This is a genomic window from Arthrobacter sp. SLBN-112, from assembly GCF_006715225.1.
GTDB lineage: Bacteria > Actinomycetota > Actinomycetes > Actinomycetales > Micrococcaceae > Arthrobacter.
On record NZ_VFMU01000001.1, the window covers coordinates 2,850,303 to 2,865,718 of the forward strand.

At 65.8% G+C, this 15,416-nt stretch carries 14 protein-coding genes and 1 pseudogene; 3 read left to right on the forward strand and 12 right to left on the reverse strand.

The window, feature by feature from the left end; all coding sequences use genetic code 11:
* Nucleotides 1-135: 135 nt before the first annotated feature.
* From FBY33_RS20355 to glnA, 4 genes and pseudogenes are all read right to left on the reverse strand, one after another.
* Nucleotides 136-306 (reverse strand): hypothetical protein, encoded by a 171-nt coding sequence (locus tag FBY33_RS20355; RefSeq protein ID WP_160141955.1) that lies wholly within the window; start codon nucleotides 304-306, stop codon nucleotides 136-138.
* A gap of 112 nt (nucleotides 307-418) precedes the next feature.
* A complete protein-coding gene (locus tag FBY33_RS20710) occupies nucleotides 419-928 on the reverse strand; it encodes a hypothetical protein (protein ID WP_235010560.1) in 510 nt (169 codons plus the stop codon).
* 194 nt (nucleotides 929-1,122) lie between these two features.
* Nucleotides 1,123-1,362 (reverse strand): annotated as a pseudogene (locus FBY33_RS20935) (SGNH/GDSL hydrolase family protein); the annotation flags it as partial.
* 415 nt (nucleotides 1,363-1,777) lie between these two features.
* Nucleotides 1,778-3,202, reverse strand: a complete 1,425-nt coding sequence (gene glnA, locus FBY33_RS13200) for a type I glutamate--ammonia ligase (protein ID WP_056331646.1) — start codon at nucleotides 3,200-3,202, stop codon at nucleotides 1,778-1,780.
* A 281-nt stretch (nucleotides 3,203-3,483) separates the two neighbouring features.
* On the opposite strand from glnA, the gene FBY33_RS13205 reads away from it, so the two are divergent.
* Nucleotides 3,484-3,921, forward strand: a complete 438-nt coding sequence (locus FBY33_RS13205) for an RDD family protein (protein ID WP_142030959.1) — start codon at nucleotides 3,484-3,486, stop codon at nucleotides 3,919-3,921.
* A gap of 33 nt (nucleotides 3,922-3,954) precedes the next feature.
* Here FBY33_RS13205 and FBY33_RS13210 read toward each other — a convergent pair whose 3' ends face one another.
* From FBY33_RS13210 to lipB, 5 genes are all read right to left on the reverse strand, one after another.
* Entirely contained in the window at nucleotides 3,955-4,848 is an 894-nt protein-coding gene (locus FBY33_RS13210; protein ID WP_142030960.1) for a DMT family transporter, read from the reverse strand.
* A 90-nt stretch (nucleotides 4,849-4,938) separates the two neighbouring features.
* Nucleotides 4,939-5,292: a DUF3817 domain-containing protein gene (locus FBY33_RS13215; RefSeq protein WP_142030961.1), complete on the reverse strand. Its 354-nt coding sequence runs from the start codon at nucleotides 5,290-5,292 to the stop codon at nucleotides 4,939-4,941.
* Between the two features lie 126 nt (nucleotides 5,293-5,418).
* Nucleotides 5,419-6,171: a DUF4191 domain-containing protein gene (locus tag FBY33_RS13220; RefSeq protein ID WP_142030962.1), complete on the reverse strand. Its 753-nt coding sequence runs from the start codon at nucleotides 6,169-6,171 to the stop codon at nucleotides 5,419-5,421.
* Nucleotides 6,172-6,258: 87 nt separating this feature from the next.
* Complete coding sequence (gene lipA, locus FBY33_RS13225; protein WP_142030963.1) at nucleotides 6,259-7,278, reverse strand: lipoyl synthase; 1,020 nt, start codon at nucleotides 7,276-7,278, stop codon at nucleotides 6,259-6,261.
* On the reverse strand, nucleotides 7,275-7,943 hold the full coding sequence (gene lipB / locus FBY33_RS13230; protein ID WP_142030964.1) for a lipoyl(octanoyl) transferase LipB: 669 nt from the start codon (nucleotides 7,941-7,943) through the stop codon (nucleotides 7,275-7,277). The genes lipA and lipB overlap by 4 nt, the downstream gene beginning before the upstream one ends.
* Before the next feature lie 136 nt (nucleotides 7,944-8,079).
* Between lipB and FBY33_RS13235 the strand changes: the two genes are divergently transcribed.
* Nucleotides 8,080-9,717 (forward strand): protein kinase domain-containing protein, encoded by a 1,638-nt coding sequence (locus FBY33_RS13235; protein ID WP_142030965.1) that lies wholly within the window; start codon nucleotides 8,080-8,082, stop codon nucleotides 9,715-9,717.
* Here FBY33_RS13235 and FBY33_RS13240 read toward each other — a convergent pair.
* Nucleotides 9,714-10,616, reverse strand: a complete 903-nt coding sequence (locus tag FBY33_RS13240) for a TIGR01777 family oxidoreductase (RefSeq protein ID WP_142030966.1) — start codon at nucleotides 10,614-10,616, stop codon at nucleotides 9,714-9,716. The genes FBY33_RS13235 and FBY33_RS13240 overlap by 4 nt on opposite strands.
* A gap of 71 nt (nucleotides 10,617-10,687) precedes the next feature.
* Between FBY33_RS13240 and FBY33_RS13245 the strand changes: the two genes are divergently transcribed.
* Nucleotides 10,688-14,236, forward strand: a complete 3,549-nt coding sequence (locus FBY33_RS13245; RefSeq protein ID WP_142030967.1) for a S41 family peptidase — start codon at nucleotides 10,688-10,690, stop codon at nucleotides 14,234-14,236.
* Between the two features lie 82 nt (nucleotides 14,237-14,318).
* On the opposite strand, the gene FBY33_RS13250 is transcribed toward FBY33_RS13245, so the two are convergent.
* Both FBY33_RS13250 and FBY33_RS13255 read right to left on the reverse strand, forming a co-directional pair.
* Nucleotides 14,319-14,747: an OsmC family protein gene (locus FBY33_RS13250; RefSeq protein ID WP_056333222.1), complete on the reverse strand. Its 429-nt coding sequence runs from the start codon at nucleotides 14,745-14,747 to the stop codon at nucleotides 14,319-14,321.
* A gap of 185 nt (nucleotides 14,748-14,932) precedes the next feature.
* A complete protein-coding gene (locus FBY33_RS13255; protein WP_142030968.1) occupies nucleotides 14,933-15,286 on the reverse strand; it encodes a hypothetical protein in 354 nt (117 codons plus the stop codon).
* Nucleotides 15,287-15,416: the final 130 nt, after the last annotated feature.

A 15,416-nucleotide genomic window follows, 5' to 3' on the forward strand; every position in this document is an offset into this window, starting at 1 on the left:
CACCGGGGGAGGGTGCGGTAGTCGCCTCGAAGAGGTTACTGGCGGGTACAAACAAACTTGGGCAAGTTGCATCTTCGCAGATGCAGCCTGCGCCGATACTGCTTTGGGACTGTAATCTTCGGGGGGCAACTTCATTTAGGGGGAAGCGTTAGGCAGTACAAGCCAGCGGTAGTTGAAGAACGTCGGGTCGTAGCTGTACCTGCAGGGGAGGGTCCGCTGTCTGGCGAAGAAGCCGATGGCGCAACCGAGGACGCCGGTCCCGATGGTCCACCAGAACTCGATGGGATATTCTCTGGCGTCGCTCATTGCCCAAGTCTCCGCCGCGCCAATGTATCCATCAAGGCTTCTAAGCCCGGTTAGGGCTACCCTATCCAGTCCGTGGGGAGGGGGCACCACGAGAGGTAGTGCATAACCGGATTTATCCGACGGGTAGTTCGGGCCAGGCGCTCACCATGTCGGCTGTGACTTTCTGCCCTTCCAATGCGTGACCGTAAGCGGAGTAGTGCTGGTTGTTCTGTGTGTAGTGCCAGGACTTGGTCTGATCGTAAGCAACCGTGCTGAAGTCGGGGTCAGTACCCCCGGTAATCCTCGCCTTCAGGAATGCGTACAGGTCGGAGTAAAGCACTGTCGGCTTGCCACCAGCTGAAAAGGCCTCCGCTGCGACGGCCGCCTGAAGTGCAGCCCTGACCTCCCCGTTATTGGCGTCCGGAGTGCTGAGGGTGTCACCGCCGGTAGTGAAGTTCCTGTAGGGCGGAGGAATGATCACGATGCGCGATGTTTCCTTGGTCGGCGCCGCACCAGTTTTAGCTACGCGGCCGCAGCCAGCTTCGCCGGCGAGCGGGTAGCGGTTCTCCCAGACGGCGAGCTTCTGCCCGTTGCCGTACGCTGTGACGCTGACCGTGACCGTGACCGTGGTCGCGTGCGACAAGTGATAAGCCGAACGCCGCCAGTCGTGGATGTGTCTCTGAGGACGATGTAACGCTCTCCCCGCCGTCCATTCTCGGGCAGTGCCGAGGGAGTAGCTAAGGTGACGCCGCCGCCCAGCCCGGCGCCCAACAACCCTGTGCTTGGCTGCCGTGACAAGGGCTTGGACGTTGCTTTGCGTGGTCGAACTGTTGATGCTGTTCGGCGATCATTCACTCCGATGGCGATACCAACGGCGTCCGGCTTGTCGTACTGGAACATGACATCAGCGCGTGCGAGAGTCTGCCTGGAGTTGTTGCCGCTGACGCCAAAGGATCTTGCTTGCCAGCCAGATCCCAGCAGCTTGGCAACGACGGGCGCCCAGGTATCGTTGGGGCGGACGCCGAAGCCGGCGAAGTAGTCGGTCTGGGAGTCGCCAATGGCTGTGAGTGTTTTCAGTTAGACGTTCTCGGACGACGCTGGCCGCGTCTGCTTTCCATTTCCAACCGGGGCATTCTCGTTGGGGTGCTGAAATTTAGCCTGGCGTCTCCGCCTGCTGGGATGTCGATGGTTTCGTAGACGGTGACACCGTCCGAGCTGTAGATAGTGACCGTCAGAAGAGCCTCAGGCACTCGTCCGCGAAGACGACTCTTGATACGTACGGGCTCATGTGGCCGGACAGGGAAGAGTCTGCGCGGGCGGCCGTCGCTCAGGTCCTGGGAGAAAGGCTCAGCTCGCGGAATGCACAACAGGCGTAGCGGATCGGGACAGCAAAAAGGCCGGCCTTCGGGATAATCCCAAGGGCCGGCCTTTTCTCTTTGAAGATTTTTGCGGGCTGCTCGGCGACTATGCCCGCTTCAGCCGCGTTGCCGGGTTAGACGCCGTAGTAGAGCTCGAACTCGTAGGGGTTCGGGCGCAGGGACAGCGGGCGGATCTCGTTTTCGTACTTGTACTCGATCCAGGTGTCGATCAGGTCCTGGGTGAAGACGCCACCGGCCTGCAGGAACTCGTTGTCCTCGCGCAGGGCCTCCAGTGCTTCCTCCAGGGTGCCCGGAGCCTTGGGGATGTCCTTGGCTTCCTCGGCCGGGAGCTCGTAGAGGTCCTTGTCAATCGGAGCCGGCGGCTCGATGCGGTTGCGGATGCCGTCAATGCCGGCCATCAGCTGGGCAGCGAATGCCAGGTACGGGTTGGAGGAGGGGTCCGGAGCGCGGAATTCGATGCGCTTGGCCTTCGGGTTGGAACCGGTGATCGGGATGCGGATACCGGCGGAGCGGTTGCCCTGCGAGTAGACCATGTTGACCGGAGCCTCGAAGCCCTTGACCAGGCGGCGGTAGGAGTTAACCGTCGGGTTGGTGAAGGCCAGGACGGCGGAGGAGTGCTGGAGCAGGCCGCCGATGTACCAGCGGGCGGTGTCGGACAGGCCGGCGTAGCCCTTTTCGTCGTAGAACAGCGGCTCGCCACCGTTCCACAGCGACTGGTGGCAGTGCATGCCCGAGCCGTTGTCGCCGAAGACAGGCTTCGGCATGAAGGTAACGGACTTGCCCCAGGCGTCAGCGGTGTTCTTGATGACGTACTTGAACTTCTGCAGGTCATCGGCAGCGTGGGTCAGGGTGGTGAACTTGTAGTTGATCTCGGCCTGGCCGGCGGATCCAACTTCGTGGTGGCTGCGCTCGACCTCGAGGCCGGCTTCGTCCAGGGCAACACACATGGCGTCGCGCAGGTCAGCCTGCTTGTCCGTGGGGGAGACCGGGAAGTAACCGCCCTTGACGGGGGTCTTGTAGCCCAGGTTGCCGCCCTCTTCCTCACGGCCGGTGTTCCAGTGGGCTTCCTCGGAGTCGATCTTGTAGAAGCTGCCCTGCGGGGAGGACTGGTACTGGACGTTGTCGAACACGAAGAACTCGGCTTCGGGAGCAAAGAACGCGGTGTCGGCGATGCCGGTGGAAGCCAGGTAAGCTTCAGCCTTTTCGGCCACGCCGCGGGGGTCGCGGTGGTAGGGGTCACCCGTGCGGGGGTTCACGATCGAGAAGTTCAGCGCGAGGGTCTTCTCCATGCGGAAGGTGTCCAGGAACGCGGTGGTCACGTCCGGGATCAGCTGCATGTCGGATTCGGCGATGCCCTGGAAGCCGCGGATGGAGGAACCGTCGAAGAGCTGGCCGTTGACGAAGAAATCAGCGTCAACACTCTTGGCGGGGACGTTGAAGTGCTGCTGGACGCCCGGAAGATCGGTGAAGCGGATATCGACGAACTTTACATCTTCGTCCTTGATGAACTTGAGGACTTCGTCCGCAGTCTTGAACATCTATGCTCCTAACGCATATGTAAATATCTGGCATGGAAGCCATCTGATCCAGCGCAATCCAAAAGCAGGGAAAACGCGTGGTTTCCCTGCTGGGTACCTGCCGGGGATTGCTTGAAACTGCTAACAGACTATGGATGCGGCATTTCCCGTCCGTGTCCGCATTGTTTCGGGCAGGTTACAGAATGCCCTGCTATGACCACGCTATCCTCCGTCCACATTGCGGTCGAGTCCCATCCACACTGTGGGCGCACCGGCACCGCCTGGCTCGGTAAGCTTGGACGGTGGTAGATCGCAAAGACATTGGGTCCTGGCTCAGCGGACCGGACACCTCCGGCATCTCCAAGTATCCGGGGGAGCGCCTGGGCCTGCCCGAGTCCGGGCCGGGTTCCATGGCACGGGCGGGGCGCAGGATCGCAGCCATCTGCATCGACTGGGGCATCGCGCTGCTTATCAGCAACTTCGCTTTCGGCGGCGACTCCTGGGCCACCCTGGCGGTCTTCGCAATTGAGCAGATCCTCCTGGTGGGAACGCTCGGTTACAGCATCGGCCACCGCATGATGGGCATCGCCGTGGTGAAGCCGGGAGGCGGCGCGCCCGGGCCACTCGCGGCCCTGGTCAGGGCCGTGCTGCTCTGCCTGGTCGTCCCCGCCGTGATCTTCGACCCGGACCAGCGCGGCCTTCACGACAAGGCGATGAACACGCTCCTCATCCGCCGTTAGGCACGGATGCCCCTTCCGGGATCCACACAATCCTCAGCCTTGCGCTTCCCCGGCTTTCTGCCGGCGGAAGTTCCGCGCATTGGCAATGACCACGCCGCCGATCACGATGGCGCCGCCCACCAGTTGCGCCGTGGTGTGGACGCGTCCGGCGAGGATGGTGAGGATGGCGGTGAACACTGTAATGAGGTTGAGGAACACGCCGGCGCCGCTTGCGGGCAGGACCGTCAGGGCACGGTTCCACAGCAGGTAGGACAGCACCGACGGGAAAACAGCGATAAACAGCAGTGACGCCCACGAGTTGCCGGTTGAAGGCAGGGCCAGCCCGCCTGTCGCCAAGCGGACCGGGGCCAGCAGGGCCACCGCCACTGCTGCCTGGACTGCCGTGGCTGTAACCGGCGGAATCTTCGGGGCCCGGCGGCCGATCACCGTGTACGCGGTCCAGACAACCACGGCACCGACCATCAGCACCTCGCCGGTACCGAAGCCGGCGGTGAGCAGCCTGCCCGCATCCCCGCCGCTGATCACGATCAGGACGCCGGCCAGGGCCAGAAGGACGCCGGCGACTGACAACCACGTCAGCCGTTCACGCAGGAAGACGGCGGCGGCAAGCGTGATGAGTGCCGGATTGAAGGAGTTGATCAGCGAAGCGTTGAACGCATCGGTGTGCTCCAGGGCAACATACAGCAGGAGGTTGTAGCCGAGCAGCCCGCAGACGCTGAGGGCGACCAGCCACGGCCACGCGGCCAGGACTGAGCGCCAGTTTGGCCGCTCCACCAGCTGGGCTATGACCAGCAGCGGCACCAGCGCGATGGCCCAGCGCAGGAAGACCAGGCTCAGCGGCTCAATGCTTTGGACCGCGCCGGCGCCCACGACGTAGTTGCCGGCCCAGAACAGCGTTGCCCCGAGGAGGGAGAGAAGCGCGACCATGCGCCTGCGGCCCTGGGCGCGCCCGGATGGCGCCCCTGGCCTGGAGGACAGTTCTGAATCAATGGAGTCCACGGCTGATGACGCGTTCGCCTACACCCGGCTGGACTCAGGCTCACCGGCGGGCACTTCTGCCCCTGCGGCACTGAGGTAACCGCGCCGCCCGGCCCATCGCTCGAACAGGAGGGTGGCGAACGGGAAGACGGCGGAGACGCCTGCCAGCACCGCCACCATGAAGGGCCAGCGCTGCACCCGCCACAGCATCAGCGCGGCAACTCCGTAGCCGATGAACAGCGCACCGTGGATGGGTCCAGCCACCTGGACCCCAAGCTCACTGGTGCCCGCTACCCACTTGAAGTACATCCCGGCAAGGAGCGCTGCCCAACTGCAGGCCTCGGCCACGGCGAGGATATGGAAGGCGCGGATCACAGTTGTCCTGAGGTTCATGGTCACGTCCTGTCTTAGGTTGATGGCAGGGCCAGTTGTGCAAAGGCTGCCGTTCGGCACAGACGGTTGGCGCGCAAGAAAAAAACGCCCCGGCCCGGCAGTGCCGGTACCGGGGCGTTCCGCCAGCTAGCGTCCGCGGTTGGGACGGGCCTTGTAGGGATCGATGCCCTTGGGGATGGGCATCCGGGTGCCCATCGAGGCAATGCGCTTGGATACGGTGCTGACTTCCAGCTTGGTCAGTTCGTTCTTCATCTTGCCCATCTTCTTCGCCACCTGGCTCAGGGGCACCTGGCCCTCGCCGTGCCCGGTCTGGATGGTGTGCACGGGAACGTTGGGCAGGATGCGCGCCAGGCGCTTGCGCTCGGCATCGAGCAGCGGCTTCACACGGTGGCTGGGGCCTTCGCTGACAAGGACGACGCCGGGGCGGCCAACGGCGCGGAACACGGCATCCTGGGTGCGCGGATTGACAGCCACAGGCTGCTCTTCGGTGATCCAGCCACGGCGGAGTGTGCCCAGGGCGGCGCCCGAGGCGCCGGGCTGGTTTTCAATCTGTGCGAAGGCGGCACGTTCGGCGCGGCGGGACAAAATAAACGTTGCCGCCAGCAGGCCCAGCGGAATGCCGATGATGAGGCCGGTAATCCAGTTATCCAGCCAGAAACCCACCAGGAAGCTGACCGCCACAACGCCCAGGAACGCCAGCAGCATGAGCCACGGAACCATGGGGTCGTGGCGGCGGGTCATGGTGAAGACCTCGCCGATTTGCTTGAGCCTGCTGGGCTTCTTGGCCTTTGCTTCCTTCGGCTTGCGCGTGAACAGGCCGCGCTTCACCGCGCTTGAGCCCGCCGGGGTGGAGTTGCTGGTGTCAGGGGATTTCGCCATAGTGCCTCAATTCTACGTGACTTAAACCAAAGGGCCGGACGCTGGAATGATCCGGCGTCCGGCCCTTGCCACGTCACTGCGGGGAGGTCATGAATGTGATGCCAGGAGGGTGGCGGCTTCCTGGCGGGTGGTGCCGGAGTCCTGGATGCCTTCGGCGATGTGGGCGAGTTCGGCGGGGATGTCGCGGCCTTTCTTGCGCATGGCGGTGGCCCAGAGGCGGCCGGCGCGGTAGGAGGAGCGGACCAGGGGCCCGGACATGACGCCGAGGAAGCCGATCTCCTGGGCTTCGTGCTGGAGGTCCACGAATTCCTGGGGTTTGACCCACCGGTCCACGGGCAGGTGCCGTTCGGACGGGCGCAGGTATTGGGTGATGGTGATCAGGTCGCAGCCGGCCTGGTGCAGGTCGCGGAGGGCTTCGCTGATTTCTTCGCGGGTTTCGCCCATGCCCAGGATGAGGTTGGACTTGGTGACCATGCCCAGGTTCCGGCCCTGGGTGATGACGTCCAGGGACCGCTCGTAGCGGAACGCGGGGCGGATACGCTTGAAGATCCTGGGCACGGTTTCGACGTTGTGCGCGAAGACCTCGGGGGCGGAGTCGCAGATCGCCTTGATGTGGTCGGGGTTGCCGGAGAAGTCCGGGATGAGCAGTTCCACGCCGGTGCCGGGGTTCAGTTCGTGGATCTTGCGGACGGTTTCGGCGTAGAGCCAGACGCCTTCGTCTTCCAGGTCGTCGCGGGCGACGCCGGTGACGGTGGCGTAGCGCAGCTGCATGGACTGGACCGAGCGGGCCACCTTGGTGGGTTCGAACATGTCCACGGGGGAGGGCTTGCCGGTATCGATCTGGCAGAAGTCGCAGCGGCGGGTGCATTCGGAGCCGCCGATCAGGAAGGTGGCTTCCTTGTCTTCCCAGCATTCGAAGATGTTGGGGCAGCCGGCTTCTTCGCAGACGGTGTGCAGGCCTTCCTTTTTCACCAGGTTCTTCAGCCCGACGAACTCCGGGCCCATCTGGACCTTGGCCTTGATCCACTCCGGTTTGCGTTCCACCGGGACCGCAGCGTTGCGCTGCTCGATCCGCAGCATCTTCCGGCCTTCAGGTGCCAGTGTCACAGTAGAGCTCCTTCAGGGCTCGAAACCAATGCTTCTTCATGTTTGCGGAATTCCTCCACGAACCGGTCCACGATATCCGCAGGCCGGATGTCCCGGCCTGTCTCCTGGGACATGGTGGTCACGCCGGCGTCAGTGATGCCGCAGGCGATGATCTGGCCGTAGGGTGCCAGGTCGTTGCTGCAGTTAATGGCAATGCCGTGCATGGTGACACCGTTCAGGACGCGGATGCCGATGGCGGCGATCTTGCGGTCCGGGCCCTTGGCATCGGCTTTGATCCAGACACCTGCGCGGCCCTTGATGCGTTCGGCAGTGATGCCGTAGTCCGCCATGACGGTGATCATGACCTCTTCCAGCCGCTCCACGTAATCGCGGATGCCGGCGCGGTTCTTCAGTTTCAGGATGGGGTAGGCAATCAGCTGGCCCGGTCCGTGCCAGGTAAGTTTGCCGCCGCGGTCCACGGCGACAACCGGCGTGCCGTCGAACGGCCGCTCGTGGTCCTCGGTCAGCTTGCCGGCCGTGTATACGGCTGCGTGCTCCAAAAGCAGGACTGTGCTGGGCGCAACTCCGGCGATAACCTTGTCATGGAGTTCGCGCTGGGCATCCCAGCCTTCCATGTAATCAACGAAGTCAGGGGAAAGACCCAGCCGTGAAAACTCAAGAGTCATGGCATCCAGCTTAGACCCCGAAGCCGTGCCGGCCGGGTTTAGTGTCCAAGCTCACCGGCTGCCCGCTTTGTGACCGCAACAGCCAGGTCTGTGGATAACTTCTGCAGCGCGGCCGAAACTCGACTAGACATGCAGTATGGACGATGCACAGGCGCCGGAGGTTCCCGGTTACGACGTCGGGCGGTTGCTGGGCAGGGGCGGCAGCGCCGACGTGTGGCTGGCCAGGGAACAAGGCAGCGGCAGGGATTGCGCGCTCAAGTGCTTCCGCGCCGGGGGCAGCAGAATCCGGGGCAGTGCGGCCCTCAGCGAGGAGGACGTGCGGCGGGAGATCCGGATCCTGTCCGTCCTGGAGCACCAGCACCTCATCAAGGCCCACGACGCGGTGCGCGTGGCGGGACCCGGCGGCGGCACGGCCTTGAGCATGGATTATGCCGCCGGCGGCTCGCTGGCCCAGTTGGTGGCTGCCCGTGGCAGGCTCAGCGTGGGGGAGACGGTCACCGTTCTGACCCCCATCGCCCAGGCACTTGGCTACCTGCATGGAAAAGGGTTCACGCACTCGGACGTGTCGCCGGGAAACGTGCTGTTCACGGGGCAGGGGAAACCGATGCTGTCCGACCTGGGTATTGCGCGGATGCTCGGCGACCCGGGCAGCACGGGGACTGTTGGTACGGGGGGCTTCCTGGATCCGTCGCCGGTGGATGCGGTCCGCGCTGGCCTCCAGCCGGGACGGGACGTCTACTCGGTGGCCGCCCTGGGCTGGTTCTGCCTGACGGGTGAGGCCCCTGGCCGCACTGTCGACCGTCCGCCGTTGTCCCTCCTGGTTCCCGGCGTCCCCAAGGATCTTGCGGCCGCCCTGGAAGCAGGACTGAACGAGGACCGGCGGCTGCGCCCTGACGCGCTGGCCTTGGCCACGGCCGTTTACCGCAGTGCCGAACCCCAGCCCGTGGATCTCTCGGATGCCGTCCATCCCACCGTTCTGCCTGAGCTGCTGACGCGGCGCCACGTTTCCGCCAGCCCGAAGGGCGGCAGCCTCCGGGTGAAACTCCAGGGCCTGCGGCGGCGGGCGGTGACATCCCGCTGGTCCGCCCGCCCGGTGCCACAGGAGAACAGTGACCGGCGGCAGTCAAAGGCGGCGCAGTCCGGGGGTAAACACGCGGATGCGCCCGTTGCCTCCGGGGGTACCCGCATGCTTCTGCATGTGATCGTCCCGGCCGTTGCCGCCGCCGCGGCGGGAATGTGGTGGCTGTCCGCGGGGTTAGGGCAGGAGATATGGGCCTCGGCAACCGGATCGCCGCCGGTGTCTGCGGACCCATCCGGGGCGGTTGCCGTCGGAACGGGCGCTGCTGCATCTGTTGACGGTGCCCGGCAGCGGGCCGGCGCAGCTGATCCGGTGCTTGCCGTGCAGGGGCTGGCGGCGCTGCGGGACTATGCCTTCAGCAGCGGCAGGCTGGAGCTGCTGGCGGAGGTGAACGCCCCCGGCTCCGCTGCAGCCGCTGCCGACGAGCGCACAGCCGGTCAGCTTCTTGCGTCCAAGCACCGCCTCGACGGATTTACCAGCACGCTGTCCGGGATGGCGGTGGAAGACGGGGGAAGCATGCACCAGGCCGTGGTCCGGGTAACCTCAGCCACCTCCGGTTACCACACGGTGAGTGCGGAAGGCACGGTGCTGGCAGCGGGGGCTCCCAGTCCGCCACAGCCCCTTCGGCTGGTGCTGGTGTTGGTCGATGGCCGGTGGCGCGTCAGCGACATCCTTGCGGCAGCCGGTTCCGGCTAGGCGCTGCCGCCCTTGCCGGCCACCCAGCGGGCTGCGTCTTCCAAACGTCCGTGCTGCCAATGGAACCCGGCCGAGGACAGGACCGCAGGCTCCATCCGCTGGCTGGAAAGCAGCAACTCCTCGCCGAGGCCCGGCATGACGGTTCGCAGCACGGGAGCCGGGACACGCAGCACGGCCGGCCGGTGCAGGGCGTGGGCCAGGGCCGCGATGATCGTGTTGACGTCCGCCTGTTCCGGTGCTGCCAGGTTCACCGGGCCGGAGAGCTGGGAGTCGAGGAGGAACAGGAAGGCGGCGGTAACGTCCGGAAGCGTCACCCAGGGCCAGAACTGGTGGCCGCTGCCGAACGGACCTCCAATACCCAGACGCAGCACCGGAAGCAGCCTTCCCAGTGCTCCACCGGAACGGCTGAAGACCACCCCGGTCCGGGGCGTCACTACACGGACCCCTGCCGGCGCGGTCAGGGCGGCCTGCTCCCATTCAACACAGATCTGTGCCATGACGCCTGAGCCGGCCGGTGCATCCTCCCGCAGGACGGTGTTGCCGGCATCGCCATAGTAATTCGAACCCGACTGGCTGATGAAGGTTGCCGGCGGGGCATCCAGCTGCGTCATGGCGTGCACCAATGTCCTGGTGGGCCCCAGCCGGGAACTGAACAGTTCCTCCACCCGCTTCCGCGTCCACGGCCTGTCTCCGATGCCTGCACCGGAGAGGTTGACCACGGCATCTGCCCCGGCCAGCGCGCCTGGATCCAGGATGCCGGCGGCGGGGTCCCAGCGGATTTCGGCGGGGCCGGCGGGCGGTCGGCGGACCAGGGTCGTCACCGAGTGGCCTGCGCTGCGGAAGGCTGCGGACATGGAAGTGCCGATGAGCCCGGAGGCGCCGGCCATGACGATATGCATGGTCCATCTCACCACGGCAGCGCGTTGTGTACCTCCCGCTGCCCAGGTGAGGGGTTGACTATGATCGAACGATGACCTCTTCGAGCTACTTCCGTTTCCCGCATGTGCACGGCGATCTGGTCACTTTCGTGGCCGAGGACGACGTGTGGATTGCGCCCCTGGACGGCGGCCGCGCCTGGCGTGTCTCGTCGCTCCAGCTTCCTGCCCGCAACCCGCGTTTCACCCCTGACGGCAAGCGCCTGGTGTGGACGGTTGTGCAGGGAACGGCGCCGGAAGTGGTGTCGGCGCAGGTCGACGGCGGCGGGTACCGGCAGCTCACCTACTTCGGCCACAGCACCACGAAGGTTAAGGGATTCACCGCCGGTGGTTCCGTAGTGGTCACCAGCGCCTTCCGCCAGGCTGAGAGCCGGCACACCCACGCCTACAGCGTCCCCCTGGAGGGCGGCTGGGCGCAGGAACTTCCATTCGGTCCGGTGGAGTCTGTCGCCTTCGGCCCCGAGATCGGCGATGAACGGCCCGTGGTGCTGGCAAGCGTGCTGTCGCGTGAACCGGCATGGTGGAAGCGGTACCGGGGCGGGACGGCCGGCAAGTTGTGGATCGACCGCGACGGCAACGGTGAGTTCGAGCGCCTGGTGCCGGACCTTGACGGCAACCTCACCGATCCGATGTGGGTGGACGGCCGGATCGCCTTCCTGTCCGACCACGAAGGGTACGGCAACCTGTACTCGGTCCTTCCCAGCGGAAAGGACCTGCGCCGCCACACCGACCACCAGGACTTCTACGTCCGGCATGCCGCCACTGACGGCAAGCGGGTCATCTTCGAATCCGCCGGGGAACTCTGGATCCTCCGTGATCTTGGCTCGGAGGCGGTAAAACTGGACATCACCCTCGGCTCGGCCACGCAGACCAGGCGTCCTGCCCTCCTTGATGCCGTCAAGCACCTTGGTGCGGTGGCGCCGGACGTGGCAGGTTCCGCCAGCGCGGTGGAGTCGCACGGGACCATCCACTGGCTGCGGCACAAGGATGGTCCGTCCCGCATCATCGAGGCCACCCCCGGAGTCCGCGGCCGGCTGCCGCGGCCGCTGGGGGACGGCCGCATCGCCTACATCGCTGACCACGACAACGTGGAAGCACTGCACATCAAGGACATTGCCGCGCCGGTTCCGCACACTGCCGGGCACACGGGGGCAGGCGCCACCCAGGCCGCTGCAGCATCGGAAACACCAGCGTCACCAACCCCCGGTTCCGGAGACACAGCAGAGACCGGTTTGGCGGGGACGGAAACGGTGAGCCTGCCGCAGCCTGTTCCCGCGGCCGGCGCGGCGGTGCTGTCGGGAGGCCAGCCGCACGTTGCCGCAGACGACGAACAGCAGGCAGATGTGGCACCGGCCCCGGCACCCGCAGCTGACACCCTGGAACCCGCGGCCGGGACAGGCATCACCGTCCCCACGCCGTCACGCGCCAGTTCGCTGGAAGCAAGCCCGGACGGACGCTGGCTTGCCCTCGGCACATCCTTTGGCGACGTCTACGTCCTGGACACCCGCAGCGGCGGCCTCACGCAGGTGGCAAGCATCGGCGAAGGCAGCATCTCCGAACTGGCGTGGTCTGCGGACTCGCGCTGGCTGGCCTGGTCCGAGCCGGTCACGTCCTTTGGTTCGCGCAGCCGGCTGCGGCTGGCCACCGTGGACCGGCTCGACGCCGAACCTGTGGACGTTACCGACGGCCGTTTCCGCGACGCCTCACCGGCTTTCACCCCGGACGGCAGGTTCCTCGCCTTCCTGTCCAACCGCAGCTTCGATCCCGTGTACGACGGACATTCGTTCGATCTCTCCTTTCCCAGTCCCATCAAGCCATATTTGGTGGCACTCGCTGCAGCGACGCCGTCGCCCTTTGGCCCCTCGGTTGATCCCGCGGGCGCGGAGCCGGAAACAGCGGTAAACACGGATGCCGCGGCCGGCGGCGACGGACGGGAAAATGCCCTGCCAGCCGTCCATGTGGACGCGGAGGGACTGGCGCACCGGGTCATCAGTGTCCCCGTACCGCAGGGCAACTACAGCTCGCTGAAAGCCGTTGACGGCGGCCTCCTCTGGCTCGACTCCGCCCTGGCCGGTGTAACCGGCGACGGAAAGGCCAGCCAGGAGGACAAGGACGCCCGCCCCAGCCTGGTCCGGTATGACATCGCACGGCGCAAGCAGACCACCCTGGTGGATGCCGTGGACAGCTACCGCCTCTCCGGCGACCGCAGCAAGGTGGCCGTGGTTGCCGACAAACAGGTCACCGTGGTTCCGTCGGACGCCAAGGCGGACGAAGATTCCGGCAAGGTGGTCAAAGTGGACCTGGGCCGGATCCGCGTCCTCATGGACCCGCTGAGCGTCTGGGGACAGGCGTTCGATGAGGCCTGGCGGCTGCAGCGCGACTTCTTCTGGACCGAGGACATGGCCGGGCAGGATTGGGATTCCATCCATGCCCGCTACCGGCCCCTGGTTGAACGGCTGGGTTCGCACGATGACCTGGTGGACCTGCTGTGGGAACTCCATGGCGAGCTGGGGACTTCCCACGCTTACGTGCGCCCCGCCCCTGTTACCGAACGCGGCAGCAGGGGACAGGGCAGGCTCGGCGCGGACCTCGCGCACACTGCCCGCGGCTGGGAAATCACCCGCATCCTGGCGGGCGAGTCCTCCGACCCGCTCGCGACCTCCCCGCTCACCAGGCCTGGCGTGGGTGCCAGGGCGGGGGACATCCTGCTGGCCATCGACGGCGTCCCGTTGTCCGAAGGCGTCACCCCGGCCGTGCAGCTGGTGGGCGCAGCAGGCCGCGCCGTGGAGCTGACCCTCCTCAACGGCCCCGGGCACGGTGCTGCTGAAGGCACCCAGCGCCGGGTCGCCGTCGTGCCCATCAAGGATGAGGAACGCCTGCGCTACCAGGAGTGGGTTGCGGGCAACCGGCGGACTGTCCGGGAGGCCTCCAACGGAACCTTCGGCTACCTCCACATTCCGGACATGATGGCCAACGGCTGGGCCCAGCTGCACCGCGACCTCGATACGGAAACAGCGCTCGACGGCCTGATTGTCGACGTCCGCCGCAACCGTGGCGGACACACGTCGCAACTCGTGGCGGAACTGATCGGCCGCAAGGTCACCGGATGGAGCATGCCGCGCGGGGAGAAACCGCGCACGTACCCGCACCACGCGCCCAGGGGGCCCGTGATCATCCTTGCGGACGAGTTTGCCGGATCCGACGGGGACATCATCACCCAGGTGTCGAAGCTGAGGGGCATCGGCCCGGTCATCGGAACACGGACGTGGGGCGGTGTGGTGGGCATCGACAACCGCTTCGCGCTGGCCGACGGCACCGGGGTTACCCAGCCCCGCTACGCCAACTGGTTCGGCGGAGGCGTTGGCTGGGGCGTGGAAAACTACGGCGTGGATCCGGACATCGAAGTGACCTACCCCCCGCACGCCTACGCCGCCGGCCGCGATCCCCAGCTGGAGTACGGCATCGGCGCGCTGAAGGAAATGATCCAGGAACTGCCCACCGACCGGCCGCCGGCCCGTTCGGGCTACCGGCGCCTGAAGCCCGCACCCCTGCCGGCCCGCCGGCAGGGGAGCCAGCAGCCGTAGCTCTAGACGGTAACTAAAAGGCCCTGCCCGGCCGGAAAATCTTCCGGCCGGGCAGGGCGTTTTGTTTAGCTTGGGGAGGGGCCTAGGCCTCCAGCGTGGCGTCCAGCGTGATGTCGATGCTGGCGAGGGCGCCGGAGACGGGGCAACCCACCTTGGCGTCCGCTGCGATCTTCTGGAACTCATCCTCTGAGATGCCGGGGACGCGGGCTGACATGGTCAGGTGGCTGCCGGTGATGCCCGTGCCCGGCACGAAAGTAACATCTGCCTTGGTGCGCACTTCCTCCGGTGTGTGGCCTGCATTGGCAAGTTCATTGCTGAAGGCCATGGAGAAGCAGGCAGCGTGGGCTGCAGCGATCAGCTCTTCCGGGCTCGTCTTGCCGTTGGCCGCTTCAGTCCTGGCCTTCCACGTGACATCGAAGGTGCCCAAGCCTGAGGTGGCCAGGCTGGTGGTGCCGGAACCCTCCGTCAGGTTGCCGTTCCATACTGCGTTTGCTGAACGTGTTGCTGCCATGTCACTCCTCAGATTGATCCTTACCGGGGCAGGCTGCTGCCAGGACCCCGCCGCTACCCATCCTAGGGATTCGGGACCCCGGGCGCACGGGTTGTCCGCTGTCAGAGGATTGTGACCATGGCGTTAAAACGCCGGCGGCGGCGCCCCTGGGAAGGGCGCGCCGCCGTACGGTGCAGAACAGCCGCTTACTGCCAGAGGGTGGCGATGGCGATGTTGACCAACGCCAGTCCGCCGACGCCGTGCGCGAGGCCGGTGGAGACGGGCTGCCCGTTCTTGACCTTGCGCGTTCCAATGACTGCCAGGACGGCAACCACGACGGCGATGACGAACTTGATGCCCAGCTTGGCGTAGTTGGGGTCGGAGTCCGGCAGGAACGGCAGGATGCCCATCATGGCGATGCCGGTGAGGAGCTGCAGGAAGGCGCCGTCACGCTGGCGCGGGTGCACCGTGGGGGTCCGCATGGTGGCGATCCAGTAGCCCACGATCATGGCGGCTCCCACGACGTGCAGGAAGACCAGGATGTTGAAGAGAATAGTCATGGCTCCAGCTTAGCCAGTCAGTTCTACGGCCCGTAGCAAAGCCACGCGGACGTCAGGTCCGGCGGCCCCGGGCTGCTTCAGCTTAAAACCGCGACGGCGGTGCCGGCTGCGGGAGGTTTCCCACCCGTGC

Excerpts from the sequence above, each read along its gene's own strand:
- FBY33_RS20355 (WP_160141955.1), bottom strand. The coding sequence starts at position 306 with ATGAGCGACGCCAGAGAATATCCCATCGAGTTCTGGTGGACCATCGGG.
- glnA (WP_056331646.1), bottom strand. The coding sequence starts at position 3,202 with ATGTTCAAGACTGCGGACGAAGTCCTCAAGTTCATCAAGGACGAAGAT.
- FBY33_RS13210 (WP_142030960.1), bottom strand. The coding sequence starts at position 4,848 with ATGGTCGCGCTTCTCTCCCTCCTCGGGGCAACGCTGTTCTGGGCCGGC.
- FBY33_RS13215 (WP_142030961.1), bottom strand. The coding sequence starts at position 5,292 with ATGAACCTCAGGACAACTGTGATCCGCGCCTTCCATATCCTCGCCGTG.
- FBY33_RS13220 (WP_142030962.1), bottom strand. The coding sequence starts at position 6,171 with ATGGCGAAATCCCCTGACACCAGCAACTCCACCCCGGCGGGCTCAAGC.
- lipB (WP_142030964.1), bottom strand. The coding sequence starts at position 7,943 with ATGACTCTTGAGTTTTCACGGCTGGGTCTTTCCCCTGACTTCGTTGAT.
- FBY33_RS13235 (WP_142030965.1), top strand. The coding sequence starts at position 8,080 with ATGGACGATGCACAGGCGCCGGAGGTTCCCGGTTACGACGTCGGGCGG.
- FBY33_RS13240 (WP_142030966.1), bottom strand. The coding sequence starts at position 10,616 with ATGCATATCGTCATGGCCGGCGCCTCCGGGCTCATCGGCACTTCCATG.
- FBY33_RS13245 (WP_142030967.1), top strand. The coding sequence starts at position 10,688 with ATGACCTCTTCGAGCTACTTCCGTTTCCCGCATGTGCACGGCGATCTG.
- FBY33_RS13250 (WP_056333222.1), bottom strand. The coding sequence starts at position 14,747 with ATGGCAGCAACACGTTCAGCAAACGCAGTATGGAACGGCAACCTGACG.
- FBY33_RS13255 (WP_142030968.1), bottom strand. The coding sequence starts at position 15,286 with ATGACTATTCTCTTCAACATCCTGGTCTTCCTGCACGTCGTGGGAGCC.